The following is a 25,002-nucleotide window of genomic DNA, read 5'->3' on the forward strand; positions in this document are numbered from 1 at the left end:
TGGGTGGGTCAGCCGCCGTGGATCGCCGCCATGTCGACCTTGGCGCGGGTGCTGGGCAGGAAGAGGGTGGCCAGCACGGCGACGGCGGTCAGGATCGCCGCCACCAGGAAGGCCGCGTGCAGGCCGTCGAGCAGCACGGACGGGTTCTGGGGGCCCTCACCGATCCGGCCGGAGAGCCGCTCGTTGGCGACGGTGACCAGGACCGCGAGGCCGACCGCGCCACCCACCTGCTGGGCGGTGTTCATCAGGCCGGAGGCGATGCCGCTCTCCTCCCGGGCGGCGCCGCTGACCGCCGCGACCACCAGCGGCACCAGGGCCAGGCCGAAGCCCGCGCCGGAGAGGATCAGGGTGGGGAGGAGTTCGCTGACGTACGAGCCGTCGACGGTGCTGCGCAGCAGCAGCACCTGGCCGACGCCGACCAGCGCCAGACCGACCATGATCAGGTTCCGGGTGCCCAGTTTCGGGGTGAGCTGCATGGCCGCCCCGGCGAAGACCGCCATGGTGAGGCCGAGCGGCGCCCAGGACAGGCCGGCCCGGATCGGCGACCAGCCGTTGATCACCTGCATGTAGAGGCTGAGGAAGAAAAAGGTGCCGTAGAGCGCCGAGGCGGCCAGCACGGTGAGGATGTTCGCCACCGCGATCTGCCGGTTGGCCAGGATGCCGAGGCGCAGCAGCGGCTCCGGGGCACGCTTCTCCCACCACACGAAGATCGCGATCAGCACCACCGCGCCGGCCAGGCCACCGATGGTCAGCGGGTCGCTCCACTCCCGGTGCGAGGTGTTCAGCATGGTGTAGACGAGCAGCAGCAGACCACCGGTGATGGTGGCCGCGCCGAAGCCGTCCAGCCGGCGCGGACCGGTCGCCGCGTCCAGGTCGACACCGCCCCGCAGGCCGACCAGGGCGAGGGCGAGCAGCACCGCGCCGACCGGGACGTTGATGAAGAAGACCCAGCGCCAGCCGATGGTGTCGGTGATCAGACCGCCGAGGAGCACGCCGGTGGTGCCGGCGATGCCGGAGAGGCCACCCCAGACACCGAGCGCCTTGCCCCGCTGGTCGGCGTTGGTGAAGGCGGTGACCAGGATGCTCAGCGCGGCCGGACTGAGCAGCGCCGCGCCGAAGCCCTGCACGCCCCGGGCGACGATCAGCGCGGTGTCGGACTGGGCGAGCCCACCGCCCAGCGACGCGCCGACGAAGACGACCAGCCCGATGAGGAACATCCGCTGCCGGCCGAACAGGTCGGCGCCCCGGCCGCCGAGCAGCAGGAACCCGCCGAAGAGCAGCATGTACGCGTCGACCACCCAGGCCAGCGAGGAGGTGCTGAACTCCAGGTCGGTCCGGATCGACGGCAGGGCCAGGTTGACCACCGTCTCGTCGAAGATGACGAGCAGTTGGGCGCCGCAGGTGATGGCGAGCAGGAGCGCGACCCGCCCCCGGCTCAACATCTGGTCCCGTTCGGGCACGGCGGCTTGCACCATCACGACTCCTCAGCAGTGCTCAGTGGGTGGTGGGGGTCCCGCCCGATGCCCGGGCGGTCGGGACGGCACCGGCCGGAGCCGGGGTGGTGGGGCGCGGATGGTCGTCGGACCGGTCGGCGGTGGTCGACCGGACGGCCGCTCGGAGCTGCCCGGTCGACTCGCGGGGTTGTCTCCGGCGCGGGTCAGTCACCGAAGGCGCGCTGCTGGCGGCGGCGCAGCGAGCCGGCCATGAGCTTGGCCACCGGGCGGGCCGGCACACCGGCCCGCTCGTCCGGTCCGGCCACCGAGTCCAGCCAGGGCGGCATGAACCCGAGCGTCCACTTCGGCGCGGTCTTGAGCATGTTGCGCTCGAAACGGCTCCACGCGGAGGCGTCCAGGGCCGGGGCCAGCCGGTCGGTCAACTCGTGCTCCTCGTCGGCGCAGTGCGCGGCGAGCGAGTCGCGCAGCCGCTGCACCGCCGCGCCGAACTCGGCCCAGGCGGAGGTGGGGGCACGGTCGAGGGCGACCAGCCGCCCCCGGACGTCCTTGAGGTGGCCGAGCAGCTCGGCGTGCTCCTCGGTCATCAGGGTGAGCACGTCCTCGCCGGCCCCGCGTTCACGCAGCATCGGCCAGAAGAACTCGTCCTCGCCCTCGTGGTGGTGTTCGATGATCTGGAGGATCCGGTCGGCGTAGTCGGTCAGGGCCGCCGCGCGCGCCGGGTCGGGCGTGCGGGACAGGCCGGTAGCCGTGGCCGAGATACGACCCAGGTCACGCAACATCGCCCGGTGCGCGAGCCGCATCGTGAGGTGACCGGAGGGAAGTCCGACGGCTGGCTGACTGGACATGTTCGTCTCCTTGCTGCGACGGCACCGAACGCATGCCGACCGTATCAGCTATTGACCCATGCCGGCGTCACAATCCCCTTTGCCCCGACTCGTGTGTCGCCAGTGGACCGAGTCGACGGGATTCCGCCGGAGGCCTACGTTTCTGACAGCACATATTCAATCGGACGGATCAGACGGGGATTGGCAGGTCCAGAGTGGATCGTCCACTCGGCAAGCCATGGTCTATACGATCCACTTTCGATAAAGTGCGGTACCGGTTTGCCGCGCGAGCCGAGGACGGGGGGCCGTCGGATGACAGCGCGCATGACACTCGGTGATCCGGTCGACACCGAAGGTTGTCGGGGTGGCATTCCGCCGTGCCCGGCGACCGTATTCCCGCCCCGGTTCCGCCCGCTCCACCGGGACGTCGGCGAACAGCCGGCACCGATACGCGCCCTGGCGTCCGGCCGAGTCGGCGGAACGCCGGACGCACCCCGATCACACCACTCGAACCCATAGACCAAGAGGTAGGTACATGGACGGCAGAGAACACCGCTGGTTCATCCTGACCGCGTCCGTGGCGCCGCTGATCGGCGTCGTGGTGGCGATGGTCCTGCTCTGGAACAGGCTGTTCGGCTGGTCGGATCTCGTGGCCCTGGTGGTCATGTACACGATCTGCGCCTTCGGCATCTCCACCGGCTACCACCGGTTGCTGACCCACCGCTCCTTCCGGACGGCCCGACCGATCTACCTCGCCCTGGCCACGGCCGGGGCGATGGCCGGACAGGGGCCGCCGATCATCTGGGCCGCGCACCACCGCCGGCACCACCGGGTCGCCGACCGCGAGGGCGACCCGCACAGCCCGCACCTGGGCTTCGAGCCCGGCGTCAAGGGCATCCTCCGGGGGCTGTGGCACGCGCACCTCGGCTGGCTCTTCGACGTCGACCTCAGGTCGGAGCCGATGCGGTACTGCCCGGACCTGGTCCGCGACAAGGCGCTGCGCTGGATCAGCGAGAAGTTCGTGCTGGTCGTAGCCGCCGGCATCGTGCTGCCCGGCCTGATCGGGCTCGCCCTCACCGGCACGCTGACCGGCGCGCTGACCGGCGCGCTCTGGGGCGGCCTGGTCCGGCTCTTCCTGGTCAACCACATGACCTACGCGGTCAACTCGGTCGGGCACTACTTCGGCCGCCGCCGCTTCGGCACCCTGGACCACTCCCGCAACGTGGCCTGGCTGGCCATCCCCTCGTTCGGCGAGGCGTGGCACAACAACCACCACGCCTTCCCCCGCTCGGCCCGGCACGGCATGAAGTGGTGGGAGGTGGACATCAGCGCCGTCTTCATCTGGTCGCTGGAGAAGGTCGGCCTGGCCACCCACGTGATCCGGATCGACCCGGAGCGGCTGGCCATGCGCGAGGGCGGGGTGAGCCTGGTCGGCAACGTCAGGCCGGACCAGACCCCGGCCACCACCGCCGAGGAGCTGCTGACCGGGCCGGCGGCCCCGCCGCTGTCCGAGCGTCGGCGCGCGTCCGAGCTGGTCTCGGTCACCGACGTCGAATGAGGACACCGACCGCCGAACCGGCCCGGAGGGGGACGCCATGCAACTGTGGGAGCGACTGACCGGAGCCGGGGGCCGGGGCCGGCTGCACGCCTGGGCCGGCAACGGATTCACCACGACACCGTGGCCGGAGGTGGTCGCCGACGCCCGGGGCGCGGCGGCCACCCTCCGCCGCGCCGGGGTGCGTCCCGGCCGGCAGGTGGCCGCCATCCTGGACAACTCCCCGGAGGCGGTCCGTGGCCTGCTCGGGGTCTGGCTGGCCGGCGGGGCCGTCGCGTCGCTGCCGGTGCCCACCCGGGGCATGGACCGGCAGGAGTACGCCGGGCACCTGGAGACCCTGGTCGCCAATCTCGACGCGCCGGTGCTGCTGGCCGACGAGAAGCTGGCCCCGCTGCTGCCCGAGTCGCTGCACCGTCGACTGGCGGTACGGTCCTGGCAGTCGCTGGCCGGTGACGGCCGGATCGACGAGACCCCGCCGGAGGCCGACGGGCTGGCGTTCGTGCAGTACTCCTCGGGCAGCACCAGCGTGCCCAAGGGGTGCGCACTGACCACCCGGGCCGTCGGCCGGCAGCTGGAGATGATCCTGGCCATGGCCGGCGGAGTGCCCGGGGAGGAGACGGTCGCCTCCTGGCTGCCGCTCTCCCACGACATGGGCATGTTCGGCTGCCTGCTCTACGCCTGGGCGCACGACTTCGGGCTGGTGCTCTCCACCCCGGAGCGGTTCATGATGTCGCCCCGGACCTGGTTCCGGGACATGGCCGAGTACGGCGCGACCATGACCGCCGGCACCAGCACCGCGCTGCACCTGGCCGCCCGGGGGCAGGGCAGCGGCGCGCTGGCCGCCCCGCTGCGGCTGCGGGTCTGCGTGGTCGGGGCGGAGCGGGTGGAGTGGGAGGCGCTGCGGCGCACGGTGGCCGCGTTCGGTCCGCACGGGCTCCGGGAGGAGGCGCTGATGCCGGCGTACGGACTGGCCGAGGCGACCCTGGCGGTCACGGCCTGCCCGCACGACGAGGCGCCGCGCTTCCTCGACGTCGACGGTAACCGGCTCGCCGACGGCGAGGTGGTGGCGTGCGCGGCCGACGACCCGGCGGCGACCCGGGTGGTCTCCACCGGCCGGCCGTGCGACGGGGTCGAGGTGGACGTCGCCGAACCGGGTCGCCTCTCCGAGATCCGCATCGCCTCGCCCAGTCTCGCCAGCGGGTACTTCGCCGACCCGGAGCGCACCGCCGCCCGGTTCGTCGACGGCCGGCTGCGCACCGGTGACCTGGGCTTCCTGCACGACGGGGAGCTGTACGTGGTGGGTCGCTCCGACGACCTGCTCCAGGTCGGCGGGCGCAACGTGTACGCGCGGGAGATCGAGAGCACGATCGACGGGCTGGAGACGGTCCGCAAGGGCTGCGCGGTGATCGTCGACGTCGCCGAGGACGGCCGGAGCGAGTTGGTGCTGCTCGTGGAGCTGAAGAGCCGCAGCAACGACTACCGGGCCTTCGCCGACGAGGCGGCGGCGATCGCGATGACCAAGGCCGGGGTGCCGCTGGCCGAGTGCGTCTTCCTGGAGAAGGGCACGCTGCCGAAGACGCCCAGTGGCAAGATCCAGCGGTTCCGGTGCCGGGCGCTGCTGGCGTCCGACGCGTGGCGTCCGCTGGCCCGGGTCACCGTCCGCTGAGGTCGCTGCCGGGACGCGCGGAAGCCGGGGTGGGGAATCGCTTCCCCACCCCGGCTTCGTCGTCGGAGCCGGCGGTCAGCCGCCGGCCTGCCAGCGGACGGCGGCGGCGCCGGCCATGTCCCCGGCGTGCGCGAAGCCGGCGAGGACCAGCAGGTCGCCCGGGCGCACCCGACCGTCCCGGACGGCCTCGGTCAACGTGATCGGCACGGCGGCGCCGAAGAGGTTGCCGTACTCGTCGAAGGTGTCCAGGTGCCGCTCCGGCTTGAGCTGCAACGCCTCCCGCCAGTTGCGCAGGAACATCCGGTTCGGCTGGTTGGTGACCAGCACGTCGATGTCCGGCGTACGGACACCGATCCGGTCGCAGAGCGCGGTGACCACCTGAGGGACGAGTTGGTTGCCCCGGCCGATGATCTTCGCGACCTTGGAGTCGGTGAAGCTGACGTCCATCTCGCTCTGCCCGGGCTGCCAGTACTTGCGGTCGTCGTCGAAGGCCAGGCCGACGTCGGTGGCGTACTCGACGTACTGGCGGATCTCCACGTCGATGATCGGGGACTCGTCCCCGATCCGCAGGTAGCCGACCCCGCAGCCGTCGCCCGGCACCGGCGCGTGCGACTTGGTACGGATGGTCGGCTGGGTGAAGACCTGGCCGGCGCTGTTCTGCACGTTGCACAGCAGCGCGGTCCTCGCCCCGCCGGACTGCATGATCTGCCTGGCGAGCTTGAGCATGTAGACGAAGGAGACGCAACCGCCATTGTGCACGTCGAGCACCCAGTCCGGGCGCTCGCCGAGCCGGTGGGCCACCTCCGCCCCGGCGCCGGTGAACGGCAGGTCGGGCAGGAGCACGTTGGTGATGAGCAGGTCCACCGGCCCGTCACCGCGCTCCTTCGCCCGGTCCAGCACCGGCCGGGCGGCCTTGACGATCAGGTCGGCCGCGGTCTCGTCCGGCCCCATGTGCCGGCGGTACTTCGGCGACTTGAACATCACGCTGTCGTCCAGCGCGGCGTCCGCGCCGCGGTAGAAGTCGGTGGCGACCCGGTTCTCCGGCAGGGCGCTGTTGACCTCGACCAGGCTGACCGGGACGGTCATGCCGGGACTCCCTCACGCACCACGTGGCCGGTCACCGGGATGCCCCGGCTGTGCCGGTACTCCAGGATCGCCTTGAGGTTGTCCAGCTCGGCGCGGTGGCCGGCGTAGAACAGCGGCCACATGTCCCCCACCCAGACCCGGTTCGGATCGGCGACCAGGTGCTTGTTCGGGTTGTCGTCGTAGTAGGGGTGGCGGCAGTTGGTCCAGACCAGCACCGAGCCGGGCTTCTTCAGCACCAGCTCGGCCGGGATGATCCGGTTGATGTAGATCATCCACAGCTCGTCGCCCTGGTCCCAGGCGCAGTGGTAGTCGACGCTCAGCGACTCCCGGTGGGCGACCACCTTCGCGTAGATGCGGGTGTCGTCGGCCAGGGTGTCCCAGCCGACGTGCAGCCCGTCGGTGGCGCCGGGGACCGGCTCGAAGTGCCGGGTGCTGTACGTCCACTCGTCGAGGTTGCGCAGGTCCGAGAGGTAGTCGAAGACGTCCTCCGGCGGGCAGTCGATGTAGTCCTGCACGGTGCAGAACTGCCCGTACACCGCGTCGTGCGGGTAGACCGCGTGGGTCATCTCCGCGGCCTTGGCCAGAGCCGCCTCGCGGGGGGTGGTCTCGCAGCGCAGCAGGTTCGGGATGTCAGCCAACGGCGACGACGGGCTGGTCATGAGGTGCTCCTTGGGGACTGACGGTGTCGAGATGGTTGAGGAACGGTACGAACGGTGGGATCTCCCGCGGACTCACGTCGACGCAGACCACGGCCGGCGACCGGGTCTCCCCGGACGCGGCCAGGGCCGCTCGGAGCTCGTCCGGCGTACGGGCGTGGGTGACCGGCAGGGTCGGGAACATGCCCCGGATCCCGGCGGCCAGGTCGGTCGGCCGGAACTCGTTGAACGTGTACGCGTCGTCGTAGTAGAGCTGCTCGCGGGTGACGCACATGCCGTGCGCGTTGTTGTTGACGACCACGAACGTCACCGGCAGGGCGTGTTCGACCGCGGTGTGGATCTCCATGCCGTGCATCAGGAACCCACCGTCGCCGATCACCACGTAGCTGCGCGCGCCGGTGCCGAGGGCGGCCCCGATGCCCGCGCCGAGGCTGTGCCCCATGCCGCCCATGCCCAGCGCGACGACGAACCGCCCGTCGCGTGGCGTGGCCACGTAGTGGATGACGCCGGCGGCGGCGTTGCCCGCGTCGGCGACGACGGTCGCGCCGTCCGGCACGGCCGCGCCGATCGCCTCGACCGCGTCGCGCAGCCGCATGCCCTCCCCCTCGAACGGCGGCACGGTGAGGAAGCGCAGGTCGGCGCGGGCCGGAGGCGCTGGCGTCGGCCGGGCGGCGCGCAGCCGCGCGGTGACCGCCCGCAGCTCGGCGCGCAGGTCGCCGTCCACGTGCAGCGCGTCCGGGTCGGGAAAGGCCGGCTCGGCCCCGAAGCTGACCAGCTCGGTGCCGGCGAGCAGGGCGTCCAGCCCACCCCGGGCCATCACCGGCAGCCGGGTGCCGACCAGCACGCAGAGCCGGGCCCGGCGCAGCGCGTCGGTGACGCTCGGGTGCCCGATCACCCCGGCCACCCCGACGAAGCGGGGGTCGTGGTTGTCGAAGACGTCCTTGCCGTCCGGCACGACGGCGACCCGGGCGTCCAGCGCGGCGACGAACTCGGCCAGCTCGGCACGGGCGCCCCGGCGGGCCACCTCGTCCCCGGCGATCACCAGCACCGGCTCGCCGGCCAGGTCCGCCAGCCGGTCGGCGGCGCGCTCCCGCGTCGCCGAGGCGGCGACCGGCGTCTGCCGGGCGGCCAGCAGCTCGTCGATCGGGGGCGGGTCGACGAGGACGGCCTGCTGCACGTCCTTCGGCAGCAGCAGCACCGCCGGCCCACCGGGCAGCGCCCGGGTGGCGGTGAGCGCATCGGCCAGCGCCGGGGCGACGTCCGCCGGGTCGTCGACCCGCGCGCAGTACCGGCTGATCGTCGAGAACAGCCGGGACGCGTCGAACGAGCCGGCCAGACCACTGGTGTCCTGGAAGGCCCCCCGACCCTCCAGCGGACGGGGCGGCTGCCCCACCACGGCCAGCAGCGGCACCCGGGAGGCGTACGCCTCGGCCACTCCGGGGACCAGGTTCATCGCCCCCGCGCCGGAGGTGGAGACGGCCACCGCGAGCCGGCCGGTGGTACGGGCGTACCCGTCGGCCATCGCGGCGGCCGAGAACTCGTGCTTGGCCACCACCGCGCGGACCGCCCCGTCGCAATGGTGCGCCGCGTCGTACAGATCCTCAATGTTGGCGCCACCGACGCCGAATATGTGACGCACCCCGACTTGGTGCAACGATCTGATCAGATAATCGACTACCCGGTACGGTCTGTCCATAATGCATGGCCCCCGCGGTACCTCGAAGCCTATGTCCCCCCAAGGGTGCCCATCATGCACGGGCATTCGTCCGCACACAAGGCAGCAATGGAGGGTCGCCCGATCTCGTCCACTGTGGCATGATCCAGCGGACCGACCTTCCGAGGGCCGGCGATACGCATTCTCGACGCGGCGGTCAGTGACACCCCTCGCTGTCGAAAGCGCAATCACACCACGTGCACGAGGAGTTACGCAGTGATTACTGTTGAACAGGTCTGCGAAATGGTGCAGAAGAAACTGCGTGGAAAGAACGCCAACGAGACCACGCTCGGCGCGCAGACGGCCTTCGACGACCTGGGACTGTCCAGCCTCCAGGTGGCCGACATCGTCTACGGCATCGAGGACCAGCTCGACATCGAGTTCGACCCGTCCCGCGCGGCGGACGTGAAGACCATCGGTGACCTGGTCGACCTGGCCAACTCCACGGCCCAGCTCCGGGCGTAGGCCGTGTCCGTCCACGCACCGCTGGCCGACGCCCCGGCGGCCGGGGCCGACAGCGGCACCGGCCGCTACGACGGCGCGTCCATGGACGCCATCCAGCAGCACTACGACCTTTCGAACGACTTCTACGCGCTCTGGCTCGGTCAGTCGATGGCCTACAGCTGCGCCATGTGGTCGGGCCCGGAGGACGACCTCGACGCCGCCCAGCTCCGCAAGTTCGACTACCTCGCCGAGGGGGCCCGGGCGACCGGCGCGCGGCGGGTGCTCGACGTCGGATGCGGCTGGGGCGGCCTGATGGAGCGCCTGGTCGGCGCGCACGGGGTGGAGCAGGTCGTCGGGCTGACGCTCAGCGACTCGCAGGCCGAGTGGGTCCGGGCACGCGCGTCGGACGGGATCGAGGTGCACGTCCAGAACTGGCTGGACCACACCCCGACCGAGCCGTACGACGCGATCATCTCGATCGGCGCGTTCGAGCACTTCGCCCGCGAGGGACTCACCCGGACGGCACGCGTCGCCGCGTACCGCGAGTTCTTCACCCGGGCCCGGGGCTGGCTGCGCCCCGGTGGGCGGATCGCCATCCAGACCAACATCAAGGGCAACAACGTCCGGATGGACCGGCAGACCGTCGCCGACCTGCTTTTCATCATCGAGCGGATCTTCACCGAGTCCGAGATCCCGGCGCTGTCCGAGGTCCTCCAGGCGAGTGAACGGATCTTCGACGTGGTGTCGGTCCGCAACGACCCGGACCACTACGCGCGGACCTGCGCGCAGTGGCTGGCCGGCCTGGAGCGCAACCGGGAGCGGGCCCTGGAACTGGTGGGCGAGGAGCAGGTCGCCGAGTACGAGCGGTACCTCTCCGCCACCGTCGGACACTTCGAACGCCGTCACCTCGGGCTGGCCCGACTGGTCCTCGAAGCGGTCTGAGGCGTCGTCGGCGACGGGTCAGCGATTGGAGTGCTGTGCCGAACTATCGACATGAGGTCTACTGGCAGACCACCGAGGCCGCCGAACCACAGGACGCCCTGACCGGCGACGTCGACTGCGACGTCGCCGTCGTCGGTGCCGGGTTCACCGGCATGTGGACCGCGTACTCGCTGAAGAAGGCCCGCCCGGAGCTTTCCGTGCGCCTGCTCGACGCGGGTCTCGCCGGGGGCGCGGCCTCCGGCACCGCCGACGGCTTCGTCACCCCCACCCTCGGCAAGGACCTGGACCAGCTCATCCGCATCTACGGGGCGGAGGCGGCCGGCAAGGCGTCGGCGACCGTCGGGCGGTCCATCCTGGAGATCGGCCGGTTCTGCCGCCGGGAGAAGGTCGACGCCGAGTACGAGGCGAACGACTACCTGATGGTGGCGCTCAACGACGGGCAGCTCGCCCGCCTGGAGCACGACCGGCAGCTCGCCCTCAAGCTGGGCAGCGACACCAAGATCATGGACGCGGCGGAGGCCCGCGCCTACGTCGACTCCCCCGAGATCAGAGGGGCGGTCCGGGTCGGCGGGGCTCTGGTCAATCCGTACAAGCTGGCCCGGGGCCTGGCCCGGACGCTGCGCGCGGCGGGCGTGGCCATCCACGAACGCACGCCGGTCCAGCGGGTCGAGCCGGCGGCGACCGCCGGTGCGCCGCACACGGTGGTGACCGCCGCCGGGCGGGTCCGGGCCCCGCAGGTGGTGCTGGCGACCAGCGCGTCGCAGTACACCTTCGCCGGCTTCCAGCGGCGGGTCCTGCCGATGTGGAGCTACGTGCTGATCAGCGAGCCGCTCACCGACGAGCAGCTCGGCCGGGTGCACTGGCCCGGACGGGAGGGCCTTGTCGAGGCGAAGACCTTCCTGCACTGCGGCCGGTTCACCGCCGACAACCGGGTCATGTGGGCCGGCGGGCGGGCGTACTACTACCCGCGCAGCCCGTTCGACCGGGCACACATGCGGAACCCGGCGATCTACCGGGAGCTGACCGGGTCGTTCGCCCGGTTCTTCCCAGCCTGGCGGGACGTGCGGTTCGAGTTCGCCTACGGCGGGGTCATCGACATCACCCGGGACATGATGCCGCACTTCGGGACGCTCCGGCCCGGCCTGCACTACGGGTACGGCTACTGCGGCAACGGCATCGCCGCCACCCACACCGGTGGCCGGATCCTGCGCGACCTGGTCCTCGGCGAGAAGACCGACTACTCGACACTGGCCCTGGTCGACGCGCGCCGGCCGACCTTCCCGCCGGAGCCGATCAGCTTCGCCGGGTTCCAGGTGCTGTCCCGGGTCTACGAGTGGAAGGACCGGCGCGGATGAGCCGGCAGAAGACCATCGTCCTCACCGGGGCGTCCGGTGTGGTCGGTCAGTCCATCGTGCGCGAGCTGGGCGGCCGACCGGTCCTGTGCCTGGTCAACTCCGGCACGGTGGCCGGTCCCGGGGTGGAGATGCTGCGGGTCGACCTGGCCCGCCCGCGCCTCGGTCTCGACGACGACGGCTACGCCGACCTGGTCGCCCGCACCGGCGCGATCATCCACTCCGGCGGGCTGACCGACTGGGGGCAGTCGGCCGAGCGGTACCAGCGCACCAACGTCGACGGCACCCGCGAGGTGATCGAGCTGGCGCGTCGGGCCGACGCGGCGATCTACCACCAGAGCACCTCGTTCGTGCACGCGCTGGCCGACTCCGCCCCGCTGCCGCTGCGCGAGACGAACGTGGTCACCGCGTACGTCCGCTCGAAGCTCGCCGCCGAGGAGCTGCTGCGGGCCTCCGGCGTGCCGTACGTCATCTTCCGGCCGACGAACCTGATCGGCGACGCGGCGACCGGGCTGACCTCGCGCGGGCAGATCGTGCAGCTCATGTCGGACTGGATCTGCCGGGGCCGGGCGAAGGTCTTCCCGGCGCACCCGGGCAACCTGGTGGACATCGTCCCGCAGGACACCCTCTCCCGGGCCACCATCGCCGCGATGGACGCGGGCGACCACGGCCGGGAGTACTGGGTGACCTACGGCAAGGAGGCGATGACCGTCGACGAGGCGGTGGAGATCTGCGTCGCGCACGCCGCCCGCCGGGGCCGGACCGTCACCCCGCCCCGGGTGGTGCACCCCGACGAGCTGACCCCGGCGGAGCTGGACGCCCTGCCGCCGATGTCCCGCCGGTACGTGGAGGTCCTCGCCGACGTCAGCGAGGTGACCGCGTGCGCGGGCGGGGCCCTTCCGTCCTCCCTGGACGAGCTGCGCAGCCGGTACGGCCTGCCGCACGTCTCCGACCGGGACGCCTACCGACGAAGCCTCGAGTACTGGAGCGAGCAGGGTGCCTGAAGCAACCGAGCAGACGACCGGCGACGGCCGGTGGGAACCGCCGGCCCTGGCCGGCAGCGTCGCGGTGGTCACCGGCGGCAGCCGGGGGGTGGGCCGGGGCGTCGCCCTGGCCCTGGGCGACGCCGGGGCGACGGTCTACGTCACCGGGCGCAGCACCCGGACCGACGGGAGCACCGAAGGTCTCCCCGGCACGGTCGACGACACCGCCGACGAGGTCACCAAGCGGGGCGGGCAGGGCATCGCGGTGCGCTGCGACCACCACGACGACGCGCAGGTCGCCGCGCTGTTCGAGCGGATCGCCACCGAGCAGGACGGCCGGCTCGACCTGCTGGTCAACAACGCCTGGAGCGGCTACGAGCGGTCCGACGAGGCCCGCTTCGACGCCCCGTTCTGGCAGCAGCCGATGTGGCGGTACGACGCGTACGCGGCCTCGGTACGGGCGCAGTTCACCGCCAGCCGGCACGCGGTGGGGCTGATGCTCCCCCGCGACGCCGGCCTGCTGGTCACCATCAGCTACACCGACGGGGACACCTACCTCGGCCAGGCGGCGTACGACATGTTCAAGGCCGCCTCCGACCGGCTGAGCCGGGCGATGGCCGGTGACCTGCGCAAGACCCAGATCACCTCGCTCGGCCTGCACCCGGGCTTCGTCCGCACCGAGCGGGTCGAGGCGGCCTGGTCGGCGCTGGGCAGCGGCCCGGCCGCGGTGGTCCACTCCGCCGAGTACGTGGGCCGGGCGATCGCCCACCTGCTGGCCGACCCGTCGGTGCGGGAGGAGTCCGGTCAGGTCCTCGCCTGCGGCGACCTCGCCGAGCGGTACGGCTTCTCCGACGTCGACGGTCGACGCCCGCCGGCGTTCCGGCTGGAGGGCATGATGAGCCTGGCCACCCGGATGGAACGGCTGAACAAGGTGATCGCCGCCCAGAAGCGATCCACGGAGAGCTGACCGCCCGAGGAGGACCGCGCCGGGACGTGGCCGGCGGTGGACCCGGAAGAGCCGGGGTGGACGTCGTCCACCCCGGCTCTCGTCGTTGCCGCGGATCAGGTCGGGTCGGCCACCGGGGCGGCCGGGCCGGCGGTGCCGGTGTGTGCGACGGCCGGAGCCTTCGGCTTGGCGTCGATGCCGGCCTCGGCGCGCTGCTGCCCGGTGATCGGCGTCGGCGCCCCGGTCAGCGGGTCGAAACCGCCCCGGGTCTTCGGGAAGGCGATCACCTCACGGATCGAGTCCGCCCCGGCGAGCAGCATGCACACCCGGTCCCAGCCGAACGCGATGCCGCCGTGCGGCGGCGGGCCGTACTTGAACGCCTCCAGCAGGAAGCCGAACTTGTCCTGCGCCTCCTCGGGGGTGATGCCGAGCAGGTCGAATACCCGCCGCTGCACGTCACCCCGGTGGATACGGACCGAACCGCCACCGATCTCGTTGCCGTTGCAGACGATGTCGTAGGCGTACGCCAGGGCCCGGTCGGGGGCCTCCTCGAACCGGTCCACCCACTCGGCGTTCGGCGAGGTGAACGGGTGGTGCACGGCCGTCCAGCCGCCCTCGTCGGTGCGCTCGAACATCGGCGCGTCGACCACCCAGCAGAACGCCCAGGCGCTCTCGTCGACCAGGTTGGACCGCTTGGCGATCTCCACCCGGGCCGCGCCGAGCAGTTCCTGCGCCTCCCGGGTGTTCGGGCTGGCGGCGAAGAAGATCGCGTCACCGGGCTTCGCGCCGACCGCGTCGGCCAGCCCGGCCAGGTGCTCGGCGGAGAGGTTCTTCGCCACCGGGCCACGCGGCTCGCCGGTCTCGGCGTCGAGCACCACGTACGCCAGGCCCTTCGCGCCGCGCGCCTTGGCCCAGTCCTGCCAGCCGTCCAGCTCCTTGCGGCTCTGCGCCGCGCCGCCCGGCATGACCACCGCACCGACGTACCCGCCCGCGTCGATCGCGCCGGCGAAGACCCGGAACGCGGTGCCGCGCAGGTACCCGGTCAGCTCGGTCAGCTCGACGCCGTAGCGCAGGTCCGGCTTGTCCGAGCCGTACCGGGCCATCGCGTCGTGCCAGGTGATCCGCGGGATCGGCCGGGAGATCTCGTGCCCGGCGAGGTCCCGCCACAGCTCCGCGACGATCGCCTCACCGAGGTCGATCACGTCGTCCTCGGTGACGAAGGACATCTCGATGTCGAGCTGGGTGAACTCCGGCTGCCGGTCGGCGCGGAAGTCCTCGTCCCGGTAGCAGCGGGCGATCTGGTAGTACCGCTCCATGCCGCCGACCATCAGCAGCTGCTTGAACAGCTGCGGGGACTGCGGCAGGGCGTACCAGCTGCCCGGCTGGAGCCGGACCGGCACCAGGAAGTCCCGCGCGCCCTCGGGCGTCGACCGGGTCAGCGTCGGCGTCTCGATCTCCAGGAAGTCCCGCTCGTGCAGCACCTTCCGGGCGAGCTGGTTGGCCCGGGAGCGCAGCCGCATCGCGTTCGCCGGGCCGCTGCGCCGCAGGTCCAGGTAGCGGTAGCGGAGCCGGACGTCGTCGCCCGCCTCGACCTGGTCGTCCACCGGGAGCGGCAACGGCGCGGCCTCGGAGAGCACCTCCAGCGCGCTCGCGGTCACCTCGATCTCACCGGTCGGCAGCTCCGGGTTCTCGTTGCCCTCGGGGCGGCGGGTCACCTCACCGGTGACCTTGACGCAGAACTCGTTGCGCAGCGCGTGCGCGTCCTCCTCGCGGAAGACCACCTGGACCACACCGGAACCGTCGCGCAGGTCGACGAAGATGACACCGCCGTGGTCGCGCCGGCGGGCGACCCAACCGGCGAGCGTCACCGTGGTGCCGGCGTCCGCCGCGCGCAGGCCGCCGGCGTCATGGGTACGGATCACGACTTGCGTCTCCTCATCTGCGGTCCAGTTCTACCCCTCGCATTGTGTCAGGGGCGCCCGGTGCGGACCGGCACCGGGCGGCTTCCGGCCGGAACGGCACGGGCGAACCGGTCGACCGTGGACCGCTGCCGCTCCAACGCCCTGCGCCGACGACGACCCGTTCCACCTCGGGAACTGTCCCCGGGACAGGCTACTGTCCACCCCATGACCATCGTCTTCGCCGACCGCGGCCTGCACCTGGGCGTCCTGAACGCCCTCCTCGACAACGACGTCATCGCCGAGGAGGACCTCACGGCGATCATCGAGTCGACCGGCCCGGACAGCCCGGACGACGGCTATCCGGGCCCGGGCCCGCGCCTGGCGGCGTCGCTGGACCTCCTGCACGCCGTCGCGGTGCCGTCCGCCGCCGCCGCGGCCATCACCGACCTGGACTTCGACGGCGGCAACGACATCTACATGCTCGTCGAGCAGACCCTGGACATCGACACGGGCGGCGAGTCCGACGACTACAACGTGTCGTCGCTGGAGGGCATCCAGGCGCTGTCCGGCCTTGAGTCCCTGGACCTGGACGGCCACGGCTACCATCCGGCCCCGTTGGACCTGACCCCGCTGACCGGCCACCCGACCCTGTCGAAGCTGTTCCTGACCGGCCACTGCACGGCGGCGGGGACGTTGGAGTCGCTGCCGGCGCTGCGCGACCTGGACGTCGGCCTGGCGCAGCTCGACGACCCCGACGTCCTGGACCGCCTGGAGGCCCGGGGAGTGGAGGTCCGCCGCTGACCGCACCGCGGCAGGGGCCGTCCGGGGCGGCGACGCAGCGGTACGGACCGGCCCTGCGGAGGTGTCCCGCCGCTCGGGCCCGGTACGGTCCGACAGGTGCGCGCCATACCCCGCTGGGTCCTGTTCTCCGCCACCGCCGCCCCGGTTCTCCTGGTCGGCGGCTGGACGCTCGGCGCGGCCCGCCAGCCCGGCGGTTTCGACCAGGTGGCCGGCACGATCAGCGCCCTCGCGGCGCGCGACGCCACCGACCGGTGGATCATGACCGTCGCTCTGCTGGGGCTCGGGGCCTGCCACTGTGTGACCGCGGCCGGGCTGCGTCCGCTGCGCGCCACCGGTCGCCTGGTTCTCGCGCTCGGCGGCGTCGCCACGGTCGCCGTGGCCGCCTTCCCGTTGCCGGCCGAGCACGGTTCCTCCGCCGCGCACGGACTCGCCGCCGCCGTCGCCTTCGGCGCGCTGGCCCTCTGGCCGGCCCTGGCCGCACCGGGCCGGTGGGGAACGGGCACGGCCGGGGTGCTCCTGGTGCTCGTCGGGTGGTTCGTGCTGGAGCTGGTCACCGGCGGTCCCCGGATCGGACTGGCCGAGCGGGTGGCCGCGGGCGCGGAGGCGCTCGTTCCGCTGCTGGTCGCGCTGACGCTGCGCTGCCGCGCCGCCCCGGTCAGTCCGGAGCGGCCGGGAGCAGGTGGGTGACCTCGGGGTCACCGTCGACGAGGGCGCGGGCGCGTTCCTCGGCCGCCCGGTCGGCCCCGGTGAGCCGCCCGGTGTGCTGGCGCAGGTGTTCCTCCCAGGACGGGACCTGGTAGACCTCGACGAACCCGTGCTCCCGTTCGCCGGCCCGGAACAGTCCCCAGCGGATCGCCCCGGTACGCCGCCGGGACCGCCCCACCGCCCGCATCGCCTCGACGAACGCCTCCTGCCGCTCCGGCGGCACGGTGTACGCGACCGTCACCACCACCGGGCCGGTACGCGGGTGCGCGGCCAGCGTCAGGTGCGGCTCCGGCCAGTAGACCGCCGGTTCCCGGTTCACGCCCCGCGTGTCCCGCAACGGCCAGAGCAGCACGCTCGCCGCGCACACCGCCATCGCCACGCCGGCCGTCACCAGCGCGGCCTCCAGCCCGGCCAGCGCGCCGAGGGCGCCCCAGGCGAGCGCGCCGAGCGCCTGCCCACCGGCGAAGACCATCTGGTAGATGGACAGCCCCCGGGCGCGCACCCAGGCGGGCAGGAAGAGCTGCATCGCCGCGTTGACGCTGGACATCACGGTCATCCAGGCCATCCCGGCGGGGACCAGCGCCACGGTGACCGGCAGCGCCCGGGGCACCAGGGCGAGCACGAGCAGCGTGCCACCGAAGACCAGCCCGGCGGCGAGCAGGAGCTGGCTGTCGGAGAGCAGACGCCGGAGCCGGGGCAGGACGACCGCGCCGGCCACCGCGCCCAGGCCGAGGGCGGCGAGCAGGACGCCGTACCCGCTGGAGCCCAGGGCGAGCCGGCGGCTGGCGACCAGCGGCAGCAGCGCCCAGAGCGCGCTGCCCGGCACCACGAAGAGGGCGGCGCGCAGCAGGATCCGACGGACCACCGGGGAGTGCCGGACGTAGCGGCCACCGGCGCGCAGCGCGGCGGTGAACCGCTCCGGCATCGGGTCGCCCCCGGGATGTTCCGGCCGCCACCTCAGCAGGGCCACCGCGAAGACCGCGAAGGAGAGGGCGTTCAGACCGAAGACCACCGCGACGCCGGCCTGCGCCACCAGCACCCCGGCGACCGCGGGTCCGACGGCGCGGGCCAGGTTGATGCTGATCGAGCCGAGCGCGGAGGCCGAGACGAGCTGTTCCCGGGGCACCAGTTCGGGGATGACCGCCTGCCAGGCGGGCAGGGTCAGCGCCTGTCCGACGCCGATGGCGAAGGTGAGGGTGAGCAGCAGCGCCGGGGGCATCCGGCCGACGGCGGTCAGCCCGGCGAGCAGGACGCCCGTCGCGGCCAGGAAGCACTGGACGGCGATGAGCAGCCGACGGCGGTCGAAGGTGTCGGCCAGCGCGCCGGCCGGCAGCGCGAGCAGGAGCACCGGCAGCATGCTCGCGGTCTGTACCAGGGCCACCAGGGTGGCCGCCCCGGGCTGGTCGACCAGGAGCCACTGTGCCCCGACGGTCTGCATCCAGGTGCCGACGTTGCTGGCCAGCACGGCGAGCCAGAGGCTGCGGAAGGCGGCCAGCCGCAGCGGGGCCCAGGCCGACGTGCTCGGTGCGGAGACGCTCACCGGGCGCACGGTACCCGGTGCGTGACCAGGTACGCCGGGTCGTGCGCACGGAAAACGGGCCGTCGGCGTGCCGACGGCCCGTTTTTCAGGGTTCCGTTACCGGATCATCCCGCAGGCGGGATCAGAAGACGGCGACCCCGTAGCGGCTGAGCACCTCGGTCACGGGCTGGAAGAAGGTGGTGCCACCGGTGCGGCAGTTGCCGCTGCCGCCGGAGGTCAGGCCCAGGGCGGTGCCGCCGCTGAACAGCGAGCCGCCACTGTCGCCCGGCTCGGCGCAGATGTTGGTGCGGATCAGGCCGGTGACCGTGCCCTCGGCGTAGTTGACGGTGGCGTTGAGCGCGGTCACCGAGCCGCTGCGCAGACCGGTGGTGCTGCCGGAACGCTGCGCCGACTGGCCGACGACGGCGTTGCCGGAGCCGGTGATGTCGCGGAAGGTGCCGTTGTAGAGGGAGACGTTGCCCGTCGCGTTGGCCGAGTTGTTGTGCCGGACGATCCCGTAGTCGTTGCCCGGGAAGCTGGTGCCGGTCCGGCTGCCCAGCAGGCTGGTCTGGGCCGAGTTGCTGTACCAGCTCGCCGAGATGTTGGTGCAGTGGCCGGCGGTCACGAAGGAGTAGGTGGTGCCGCTGCGGACGTTGAAGCCCAGCGAGCAACGACCGCCACCACCGGCGTAGATGGCCTGGCCGCCGGAGATCCGGGTGCTCAGCACGCCGGCCTCCCGCTCGACGCGGACCGTGCCGTTGAACTTGGCGGCGACGGTCTGCACCTTCTCCAGCTTGGCGCCGGTGATGGTGCTGTCGACGGAGACCACGACCTGGTTGCTGACCGGGTCGGTCCACCAGGCGGTGCCCGGGATCTTGGCGAAGCGGTCCAGTTCGGCGGTGGCGCGGGCCAGCTCGGCGGCGCCCCGCTTGACGATCTTCGGAGTGGCGCCGGCGGCGGTGACCTGGCGGGCGGCCGAGGCGTCGGTGACGGTGACGACCATCTTGCCGGCAGCGTCGAGGTAGGCACCGGCGGAACGGTCACCGAGGCGCTCGGCCAGGCTGGTGGCGGCGTCGGGGGAGGCAGGCGAGACGGGGGCGGCCTGGGCGGGCGCGCCGAGGAGCGAGCCGGCGACCATGGTGCCGGCCACGGCGACGGTGGCGGCGCGGCGGAGCGTAGACCTCGTGGGTCGCATGAACATCCTCCAAAGAGAGGCGGGGGCACGCCGTTCGGCGTTACCCGGGAGCACCGGACCGACCTGGGGGAAGCCGATCGGATGAGCTGAAGTATTCACATATCTAAGTTCATCTGCAAGAGCCGGCGCACCGATCACCTGGGTCATAACACGGCAACATTGTTGACAGGGAAGATCGTCTATACACTCTGGTCACGCCCACGAACCGGCCCTCAGTCGACCCGGTGACGCGCCCCCGGACCGGGCCTCGGCACCAGGTCGACGCCCAGCCGGGTCAGGCGGTACTCGTGCCGCACCCGGGCACCCGGGCACCCGGCTCCCGGTACGGCTCGCGGAGCTGCGAGGCTGAGTCCGTGACACAGACCCAGGAATCGACACGCAGCCGCACCTTCTCCTGGTCGGACCCGACCGTCGGCGTCGACCACCTCGGACGACTCGGCGGGCTGGAGCTGCTCCGGGCGATGATCGCCGGTGAGCTGGCTCCACCGCCGGTGATGCAGCTGATGGACATGGCCCGGATGGAGGCCGAGGAGGGGTGGGTGGCCGTCGAACTGACCCCCCAGGAGTTCCACTACAACCCGCTCGGCACCGTGCACGGCGGGGTCATCTCGACCCTCCTCGACACCGCCGCCGCGTGCGCCGTGCACACCACCCTGCCGGCCGGGGTCGGTTACACCTCACTCGACCTGAACGCGAGGTTCCTCCGCCCGGCCACGGTCGACTCCGGCCTGCTGCGCTGTGAGGGCACCGTGCTGCAACGCGGCCGCCGCACCGCCCTGGCCGAGGCCCGGCTGACCGACACGCGGGGACGCCTGGTCGCCCACGCCACCTCCACCTGCCTCCTGTTCGACCTGCCCGGCGCGCCGGCCGTTCCGCCGCCGGCCTGACCGGCCACCGCCGTGCCGTCGCCCGTTCCCGGCCACACGGGGCGGCCGGGACGTCCGGGACGAGCGGCGGCGAAAGGTGACGCGCGGCGGGTCAGGAGGTGGCGGCGCGCCGGGCGGCGCGGGCCGCGCGGCGCTCCTCGAACCGGGACGCCTGCCGCTCGAGCGTGTCCAGCTGGGCGGCGACCTGCTCGCGAGCGATCTCGCCGTCGGCGTCGAGCCCGGAGAGGTTGAACACGTCCCACTGCCGCAGCACCGGGACCACCACCTCGTCACGGTGCTGACGCAGGTCGTAGATGCCGGCCAGGGCGATCGCCACCGACTTGCGGGCGAAGCCCTCGATGCCGGCGCCGGGCATCTGGAAGTCGGCCAGCACGTCGGCCACCGCGCGCATCGCCTGCCCCGGGGCCAGCTCGAACGCCGCGGCGAGCAGGTTGCGGTAGAAGACCATGTGCAGGTTCTCGTCGGCGGCCACCTTGGCCAGCAGCGCCTCGCACATCGGGTCGCCGGTCACCTTGCCGGTGTTGCGGTGCGAGATCCGGGTCGCCAACTCCTGGAACGACACGTACGCCAGCGTGTGCAGGATCTCGTGGTCGTGGTTGTTGGAGTAGCCCTCCGTCATGTGCGTCATCCGGGCCCGCTCCAGGGCCACCGGGTCCACCGCCCGGGTCACCGTCAGGTAGTCCCGGATCGCGGTGCCGTGCCGGCCCTCCTCCGCCGTCCAGCGCCCCACCCAGGTGCCCCAGGCCCCGTCCGGGCCGAACAGGGTGGCGATCTGGTGGTGGTACGACGGGAGGTTGTCCTCGGTGAGCAGGTTGACGACCAGCGCGGTCCGGGCGATCTCGGGCAGCTTCGAGTCCGACTCCGACCAGGCGTCCCCGCCCAGCGGCCCGTCGAAGGTGCGTCCCTCGCTCCACGGCACGTACTCGTGCGGGAACCACTCCTTCGCCACGCTCAGGTGGCGGTTCAGGTTCTTCTCGACGACGGGCTCGAGTTCCATGAGCAGGGCGGTCTGGCTGAGAGCGGTGCTGGCGGTCACGAGTTCTCCCTACGGTGGCGTAACCTACGCCACCGTAGGGACTCTATCGCGTACGCGCCAGTAACGTCCTAGCTGACCAGCGGCTTCAGGTCGGCCCGGGGCGGGGTCCACTCCCCCGCGTCGGCGGTCACCTGCTCGCCCGAGCGGATGTCCTTGACCTCGTCCGGCGCCCCGTCGACCCCCGGGAACCAGACGTACGGGATGCCGCGCCGCTCGGCGTACCGGATCTGCTTGCCGAACTTCGCGGCGGTCGGCGACACCTCGCACGGGATGCCGCGACCGCGCAGCGCCTGCGCGATCCGGTCGGTCTCCGTCCGCCGCTCCTCGGTCGGCACCGCCACCAGCACGCAGGTCGGCACGCTCCGCGAGACGGTCAGCCGGTCCGCGCCGAAGAGCAGGCCGAGCAGACGGCTCACCCCGATCGAGATGCCCACCCCCGGGAACCGGTTCGCGCCGGAGGCGGCCAGGTTGTCGTACCGACCGCCCGAGCAGATGGAGCCGAACCGCTCGAAGCCCTGCAACTGGGTCTCGTAGACGGTGCCGGTGTAGTAGTCCAGCCCCCGGGCGATCCGCAGGTCGGCCACGCAGAGACCGGGCGCGTGCGCCGCGGCGGTCTCCACCACCCGGGTCAGCTCCTCGATCCCGGCGTCGAGCAGCGGGTGGGAGACCCCGAGGGCGCGCACCTCGGCGGCGAACGCGGCGTCCGGAGCGCTGATCTGCGCCAGGGCCAGACACGCCTTGGCCTGCGCCTCGGTCGCCCCGGCGCTGGCGACCAGCAGCTCGGCCACCTTGTCCGGGCCGATCTTGTCGAGCTTGTCCACCGCGCGCAGCGCCGCCTCCGGGTCGGTCAGCCCCAGGCCGAGGTAGAAGCCCTCGCAGACCTTGCGGTTGTTGACCTGGATCCGCACCGGCGGGATCGGCAGGCCACCGAGCGCGTCCCCGATCACCAGCGGCATCTCCGCCTCGTGGTGCGCGGCGAGGTCGTCCCGGTCGACGATGTCGATGTCGGCCTGGAGGAACTCCCGGTAGCGCCCCTCCTGCGGACGCTCGCCCCGCCACACCTTCTGGATCTGGTAGCGGCGGAACGGGAACTGGAGCTTGCCGGCGTTCTCCAGCACGTACCGGGCGAACGGCACGGTCAGGTCGAAGTGCAGGCCGAGGGTGTCGTCGGCGGTGGGGGCGGCACCCTCCTCCTCGTGCAGCCGCCGGATCACGTAGACCTCCTTGGAGGTCTCCCCCTTGCGCAGCAACTGGTCCAGCGGCTCGACGGCGCGGGTCTCCAGCGGGGCGAAACCGTACAGCTCGAAGGTGTCACGGAGCCGGTCGAGGACGTACTGCTCGATCATGCGCTGCGACGGCGTCCACTCCGGGAAGCCGGAGATGGGCGTGGGCTTGCTCATGGGTGCTCCTTGAACTCCCGCGCGTGGTGCGGGACGACGTGGACCGCCCGCGCGCCGCGCGGGTGCGGGGACTACCAGCCCCGGGTGGGGGCGGCCGGGCTCGCGCCGCCGGCCTCGACGAGGTACGGGTTGCTCACACGCTCGCGACCGATGGTGGTCGCGGGGCCGTGGCCGGGCAGCACGACGGTGTCGTCGGCCAGCGGGAGGATCTTCTCCCGGAGGCTGGTCACCATCGCGGGCATGCTGCCGCCCGGCAGGTCGGTGCGACCGATCGAGCCGGCGAAGAGCACGTCACCGGAGAGGCAGATCTGTTCGGCCTCCCAGGGCGAGCCGGCGCCGGGCATCCGGAACAGCACCGACCCGCCGGTATGGCCCGGGGCGTGGTCGACGGTGATCTCCAACCCGGCGAGGGCGAGCGTCGCGCCGTCGGTCAGCTCGGCGACGTCCTCCGGCTCGGTGTACGGCAGGCGACCGCCGAAGAGCTGGCGCAGGTCCATCGAGAGGCCCTTGGCGGGGTCGGCGAGCAGCTCCCGGTCGTCGGGGTGGACGTACGCGGTGATGCCGCGCGCCCCGCAGACCGGGGCGACCGAGAAGGTGTGGTCGAGGTGACCATGGGTCAGCAGCACGGCGGCCGGGTGCAGGCGGTGCTCGGCGAGCAGCGCGTCGAGGCGGTCGAGCACGCCGATGCCCGGGTCGACCACCACGCACTGCTCCCCCGGAGCGGTGGCGACCACGTAGCAGTTGGTGCCGAAGGCGTCCGCGGGAAAGCCGGCCACGAGCACGTCCGCTCCCCTTCCTCGTCGATGCCTACCCGGTCAGCAGCCTAGCCGGGCGGGTCGTCGCGGCCACCCCGGGTGGGCATGGCCGTACGGCCAGTGAAAGTTGACGATAGAACCCTTGGCCGACCTGGTACACCACATTCCCAGCCGCTACCCGTACACTCTTGCGGGCGTGTGGCGTGGCGCACTTGCGCCCGGCGGCGCCCGGCGCCCGTCCGCCATGACGACCAGGGTAGAGGAAGGGGAGCGCGGGTGGCTTCCAGCAGGGACCGGCAGCGCAAGCTCGCACGGGAGAAGCTCGACCGGCAGATGGCCCGGCGGGCCGCCCGCGCCAAGCGCCGCCGCCAGATCCAGGCGGGTGTCGGCGCCGGGGTGGTGCTCGCGCTCGTCGTGGTCGGTTCGGTCTGGGCGCTCGGTGGCTTCGACCGGGATCCGGAGGAGAACCTGGCCGAGCCGGACGTCTGTGCCTGGACGCCGCAGAACGCCGAGGGCAACGCCGACCTCAAGGACGTCGGCACACCGCCCACCAAGGGCCTGCCCACCTCCGGCACCCGCCCGATGACGGTCACCACCAACCAGGGCGCCCCGATCACCGTCGAGCTGGACCTGGCCGGCGCGCCGTGCGCCGCCGCGAGCATCAGCCACCTGGCGGGCCGCTCGTTCTACGACAACACCACGTGCCACGAGATCACCACCGAAGGCGCGCTGCGCTGCGGCGACCCGAGCGGCAGCGGCCTCGGCGGGCCGACCTACTCGTTCTACGACGAGAACGTCCCCGCCGCGCCGTCGCCGAGCCCGGCCGCGGACCAGCCCCCGGCGTACCCGAAGGGCACGGTGGCGATGCTCGCCAGCCCGCCCGGCGCCAACAGCAGCCAGTTCCTGATCTTCTTCAAGGACTTCAACCCGGCGGAGCCGGCGTACTCGGTGATCGGGAAGGTCACCGGTGGACTCGACGTGGTGGAGAAGGTCGGCGCCCTGGAGACCGTGGACAATGGGTCGGGGGCGAAGGTCAAGCCGAAGACCGACGTGGTGATCCAGAGCCTGACCGTCGGCGAGTCGGCAACGACGCCGGCGGGGTCGCCGGCCCCCGCTCCGAGCAGCCCGGCCGCAGCGCCGTCGGCGACTCCGAGCGCGGGCTGACCACCAGCCCACACCAC

The 25,002-nt window shown here is 72.4% G+C and carries 22 protein-coding genes; 11 read left to right on the top strand and 11 right to left on the bottom strand.

Annotated elements, in window-relative coordinates:
• Positions 1-8 precede the first annotated feature (8 nt).
• Together QSK20_RS30385 and QSK20_RS30390 are read right to left on the bottom strand one after the other, a co-directional pair.
• A complete protein-coding gene (locus QSK20_RS30385) occupies positions 9-1,475 on the bottom strand; it encodes an MFS transporter (protein ID WP_285792052.1) in 1,467 nt (488 codons plus the stop codon).
• Between the two features lie 182 nt (positions 1,476-1,657).
• Entirely contained in the window at positions 1,658-2,299 is a 642-nt protein-coding gene (locus QSK20_RS30390; protein ID WP_285792053.1) for a hemerythrin domain-containing protein, read from the bottom strand.
• A 514-nt stretch (positions 2,300-2,813) separates the two neighbouring features.
• Between QSK20_RS30390 and QSK20_RS30395 the strand changes: the two genes are divergently transcribed.
• Both QSK20_RS30395 and QSK20_RS30400 read left to right on the top strand, forming a co-directional pair.
• Entirely contained in the window at positions 2,814-3,836 is a 1,023-nt protein-coding gene (locus QSK20_RS30395) for an acyl-CoA desaturase (RefSeq protein WP_285792054.1), read from the top strand.
• Between the two features lie 37 nt (positions 3,837-3,873).
• Complete coding sequence (locus QSK20_RS30400) at positions 3,874-5,499, top strand: AMP-binding protein (RefSeq protein ID WP_285792055.1); 1,626 nt, start codon at positions 3,874-3,876, stop codon at positions 5,497-5,499.
• Between the two features lie 75 nt (positions 5,500-5,574).
• Here QSK20_RS30400 and QSK20_RS30405 read toward each other — a convergent pair whose 3' ends face one another.
• Genes QSK20_RS30405 through QSK20_RS30415 form a run of 3 tightly spaced genes read right to left on the bottom strand, consistent with a single transcriptional unit; the run spans position 5,575 to position 8,937 of the window.
• Entirely contained in the window at positions 5,575-6,585 is a 1,011-nt protein-coding gene (locus tag QSK20_RS30405) for a 3-oxoacyl-ACP synthase III family protein (RefSeq protein ID WP_285792056.1), read from the bottom strand.
• Positions 6,582-7,244, bottom strand: a complete 663-nt coding sequence (locus QSK20_RS30410; protein WP_285792057.1) for an SRPBCC family protein — start codon at positions 7,242-7,244, stop codon at positions 6,582-6,584. Before QSK20_RS30410 ends, QSK20_RS30405 begins: the two co-directional genes overlap by 4 nt.
• Positions 7,216-8,937: a thiamine pyrophosphate-binding protein gene (locus QSK20_RS30415; RefSeq protein ID WP_285792058.1), complete on the bottom strand. Its 1,722-nt coding sequence runs from the start codon at positions 8,935-8,937 to the stop codon at positions 7,216-7,218. Before QSK20_RS30415 ends, QSK20_RS30410 begins: the two co-directional genes overlap by 29 nt.
• A 234-nt stretch (positions 8,938-9,171) precedes the next feature.
• On the opposite strand from QSK20_RS30415, the gene QSK20_RS30420 reads away from it, so the two are divergent.
• Genes QSK20_RS30420 through QSK20_RS30440 form a run of 5 tightly spaced genes read left to right on the top strand, consistent with a single transcriptional unit; the run spans position 9,172 to position 13,643 of the window.
• Positions 9,172-9,420 carry an acyl carrier protein gene (locus QSK20_RS30420; RefSeq protein ID WP_285792059.1) on the top strand — a complete coding sequence of 83 codons (249 nt, stop codon included), beginning with the start codon at positions 9,172-9,174 and terminating at the stop codon, positions 9,418-9,420.
• A gap of 3 nt (positions 9,421-9,423) precedes the next feature.
• A complete protein-coding gene (locus tag QSK20_RS30425) occupies positions 9,424-10,341 on the top strand; it encodes an SAM-dependent methyltransferase (protein WP_285792060.1) in 918 nt (305 codons plus the stop codon).
• Positions 10,342-10,376: 35 nt separating this feature from the next.
• A complete protein-coding gene (locus QSK20_RS30430) occupies positions 10,377-11,696 on the top strand; it encodes an NAD(P)/FAD-dependent oxidoreductase (RefSeq protein ID WP_285792061.1) in 1,320 nt (439 codons plus the stop codon).
• Positions 11,693-12,697: an SDR family oxidoreductase gene (locus tag QSK20_RS30435; protein ID WP_285792062.1), complete on the top strand. Its 1,005-nt coding sequence runs from the start codon at positions 11,693-11,695 to the stop codon at positions 12,695-12,697. The genes QSK20_RS30430 and QSK20_RS30435 overlap by 4 nt, the downstream gene beginning before the upstream one ends.
• The gene (locus tag QSK20_RS30440) at positions 12,690-13,643 is read left to right on the top strand and encodes an SDR family NAD(P)-dependent oxidoreductase (RefSeq protein ID WP_285792063.1); all 954 of its coding nucleotides are present in this window, start codon (positions 12,690-12,692) and stop codon (positions 13,641-13,643) included. Before QSK20_RS30435 ends, QSK20_RS30440 begins: the two co-directional genes overlap by 8 nt.
• 95 nt (positions 13,644-13,738) lie before the next feature.
• On the opposite strand, the gene aspS is transcribed toward QSK20_RS30440, so the two are convergent.
• Complete coding sequence (aspS, locus tag QSK20_RS30445; protein ID WP_285792064.1) at positions 13,739-15,544, bottom strand: aspartate--tRNA ligase; 1,806 nt, start codon at positions 15,542-15,544, stop codon at positions 13,739-13,741.
• 204 nt (positions 15,545-15,748) lie between these two features.
• Between aspS and QSK20_RS30450 the strand changes: the two genes are divergently transcribed.
• On the top strand, positions 15,749-16,324 hold the full coding sequence (locus tag QSK20_RS30450) for a DUF6892 domain-containing protein (protein WP_285792066.1): 576 nt from the start codon (positions 15,749-15,751) through the stop codon (positions 16,322-16,324).
• 96 nt (positions 16,325-16,420) lie between these two features.
• A complete protein-coding gene (locus tag QSK20_RS30455; protein WP_285792067.1) occupies positions 16,421-17,011 on the top strand; it encodes a DUF998 domain-containing protein in 591 nt (196 codons plus the stop codon).
• Here the strand turns inward: QSK20_RS30455 and QSK20_RS30460 are convergent.
• Together QSK20_RS30460 and QSK20_RS30465 are read right to left on the bottom strand one after the other, a co-directional pair.
• Positions 16,980-18,569, bottom strand: a complete 1,590-nt coding sequence (locus QSK20_RS30460) for an MFS transporter (RefSeq protein ID WP_285792068.1) — start codon at positions 18,567-18,569, stop codon at positions 16,980-16,982. The genes QSK20_RS30455 and QSK20_RS30460 overlap by 32 nt on opposite strands.
• 121 nt (positions 18,570-18,690) lie before the next feature.
• Complete coding sequence (locus tag QSK20_RS30465) at positions 18,691-19,743, bottom strand: S1 family peptidase (protein WP_285792069.1); 1,053 nt, start codon at positions 19,741-19,743, stop codon at positions 18,691-18,693.
• A gap of 353 nt (positions 19,744-20,096) precedes the next feature.
• Here QSK20_RS30465 and QSK20_RS30470 point away from each other — a divergent pair, with 353 nt between their 5' ends.
• The gene (locus tag QSK20_RS30470) at positions 20,097-20,630 is read left to right on the top strand and encodes a PaaI family thioesterase (protein WP_285792070.1); all 534 of its coding nucleotides are present in this window, start codon (positions 20,097-20,099) and stop codon (positions 20,628-20,630) included.
• 91 nt (positions 20,631-20,721) lie between these two features.
• On the opposite strand, the gene QSK20_RS30475 is transcribed toward QSK20_RS30470, so the two are convergent.
• The 3 genes from QSK20_RS30475 to QSK20_RS30485 form a co-directional block, all read right to left on the bottom strand.
• A complete protein-coding gene (locus QSK20_RS30475) occupies positions 20,722-21,627 on the bottom strand; it encodes an acyl-ACP desaturase (protein WP_285792098.1) in 906 nt (301 codons plus the stop codon).
• A gap of 107 nt (positions 21,628-21,734) precedes the next feature.
• Positions 21,735-23,066 carry a histidine--tRNA ligase gene (gene hisS, locus QSK20_RS30480; RefSeq protein ID WP_285792071.1) on the bottom strand — a complete coding sequence of 444 codons (1,332 nt, stop codon included), beginning with the start codon at positions 23,064-23,066 and terminating at the stop codon, positions 21,735-21,737.
• A gap of 71 nt (positions 23,067-23,137) precedes the next feature.
• On the bottom strand, positions 23,138-23,848 hold the full coding sequence (locus QSK20_RS30485) for an MBL fold metallo-hydrolase (protein ID WP_285792072.1): 711 nt from the start codon (positions 23,846-23,848) through the stop codon (positions 23,138-23,140).
• A 249-nt stretch (positions 23,849-24,097) separates the two neighbouring features.
• Between QSK20_RS30485 and QSK20_RS30490 the strand changes: the two genes are divergently transcribed.
• Complete coding sequence (locus tag QSK20_RS30490; RefSeq protein ID WP_285792073.1) at positions 24,098-24,985, top strand: peptidylprolyl isomerase; 888 nt, start codon at positions 24,098-24,100, stop codon at positions 24,983-24,985.
• The last annotated feature ends 17 nt before the right edge of the window (positions 24,986-25,002 follow it).

Origin of the sequence: Micromonospora sp. NBRC 101691, from assembly GCF_030269285.1 — a bacterium.
In the GTDB taxonomy this organism is placed as follows: domain Bacteria; phylum Actinomycetota; class Actinomycetes; order Mycobacteriales; family Micromonosporaceae; genus Micromonospora; species Micromonospora echinospora.

Bases quoted from the DNA above. Each gene is read 5' to 3' on its own strand.
- QSK20_RS30385 (WP_285792052.1), bottom strand. From the start codon at position 1,475: ATGGTGCAAGCCGCCGTGCCCGAACGGGACCAGATGTTGAGCCGGGGG.
- QSK20_RS30390 (WP_285792053.1), bottom strand. From the start codon at position 2,299: ATGTCCAGTCAGCCAGCCGTCGGACTTCCCTCCGGTCACCTCACGATG.
- QSK20_RS30395 (WP_285792054.1), top strand. From the start codon at position 2,814: ATGGACGGCAGAGAACACCGCTGGTTCATCCTGACCGCGTCCGTGGCG.
- QSK20_RS30400 (WP_285792055.1), top strand. From the start codon at position 3,874: ATGCAACTGTGGGAGCGACTGACCGGAGCCGGGGGCCGGGGCCGGCTG.
- QSK20_RS30405 (WP_285792056.1), bottom strand. From the start codon at position 6,585: ATGACCGTCCCGGTCAGCCTGGTCGAGGTCAACAGCGCCCTGCCGGAG.
- QSK20_RS30410 (WP_285792057.1), bottom strand. From the start codon at position 7,244: ATGACCAGCCCGTCGTCGCCGTTGGCTGACATCCCGAACCTGCTGCGC.
- QSK20_RS30415 (WP_285792058.1), bottom strand. From the start codon at position 8,937: ATGGACAGACCGTACCGGGTAGTCGATTATCTGATCAGATCGTTGCAC.
- QSK20_RS30435 (WP_285792062.1), top strand. From the start codon at position 11,693: ATGAGCCGGCAGAAGACCATCGTCCTCACCGGGGCGTCCGGTGTGGTC.
- QSK20_RS30450 (WP_285792066.1), top strand. From the start codon at position 15,749: ATGACCATCGTCTTCGCCGACCGCGGCCTGCACCTGGGCGTCCTGAAC.
- QSK20_RS30465 (WP_285792069.1), bottom strand. From the start codon at position 19,743: ATGCGACCCACGAGGTCTACGCTCCGCCGCGCCGCCACCGTCGCCGTG.
- QSK20_RS30475 (WP_285792098.1), bottom strand. From the start codon at position 21,627: ATGGAACTCGAGCCCGTCGTCGAGAAGAACCTGAACCGCCACCTGAGC.
- hisS (WP_285792071.1), bottom strand. From the start codon at position 23,066: ATGAGCAAGCCCACGCCCATCTCCGGCTTCCCGGAGTGGACGCCGTCG.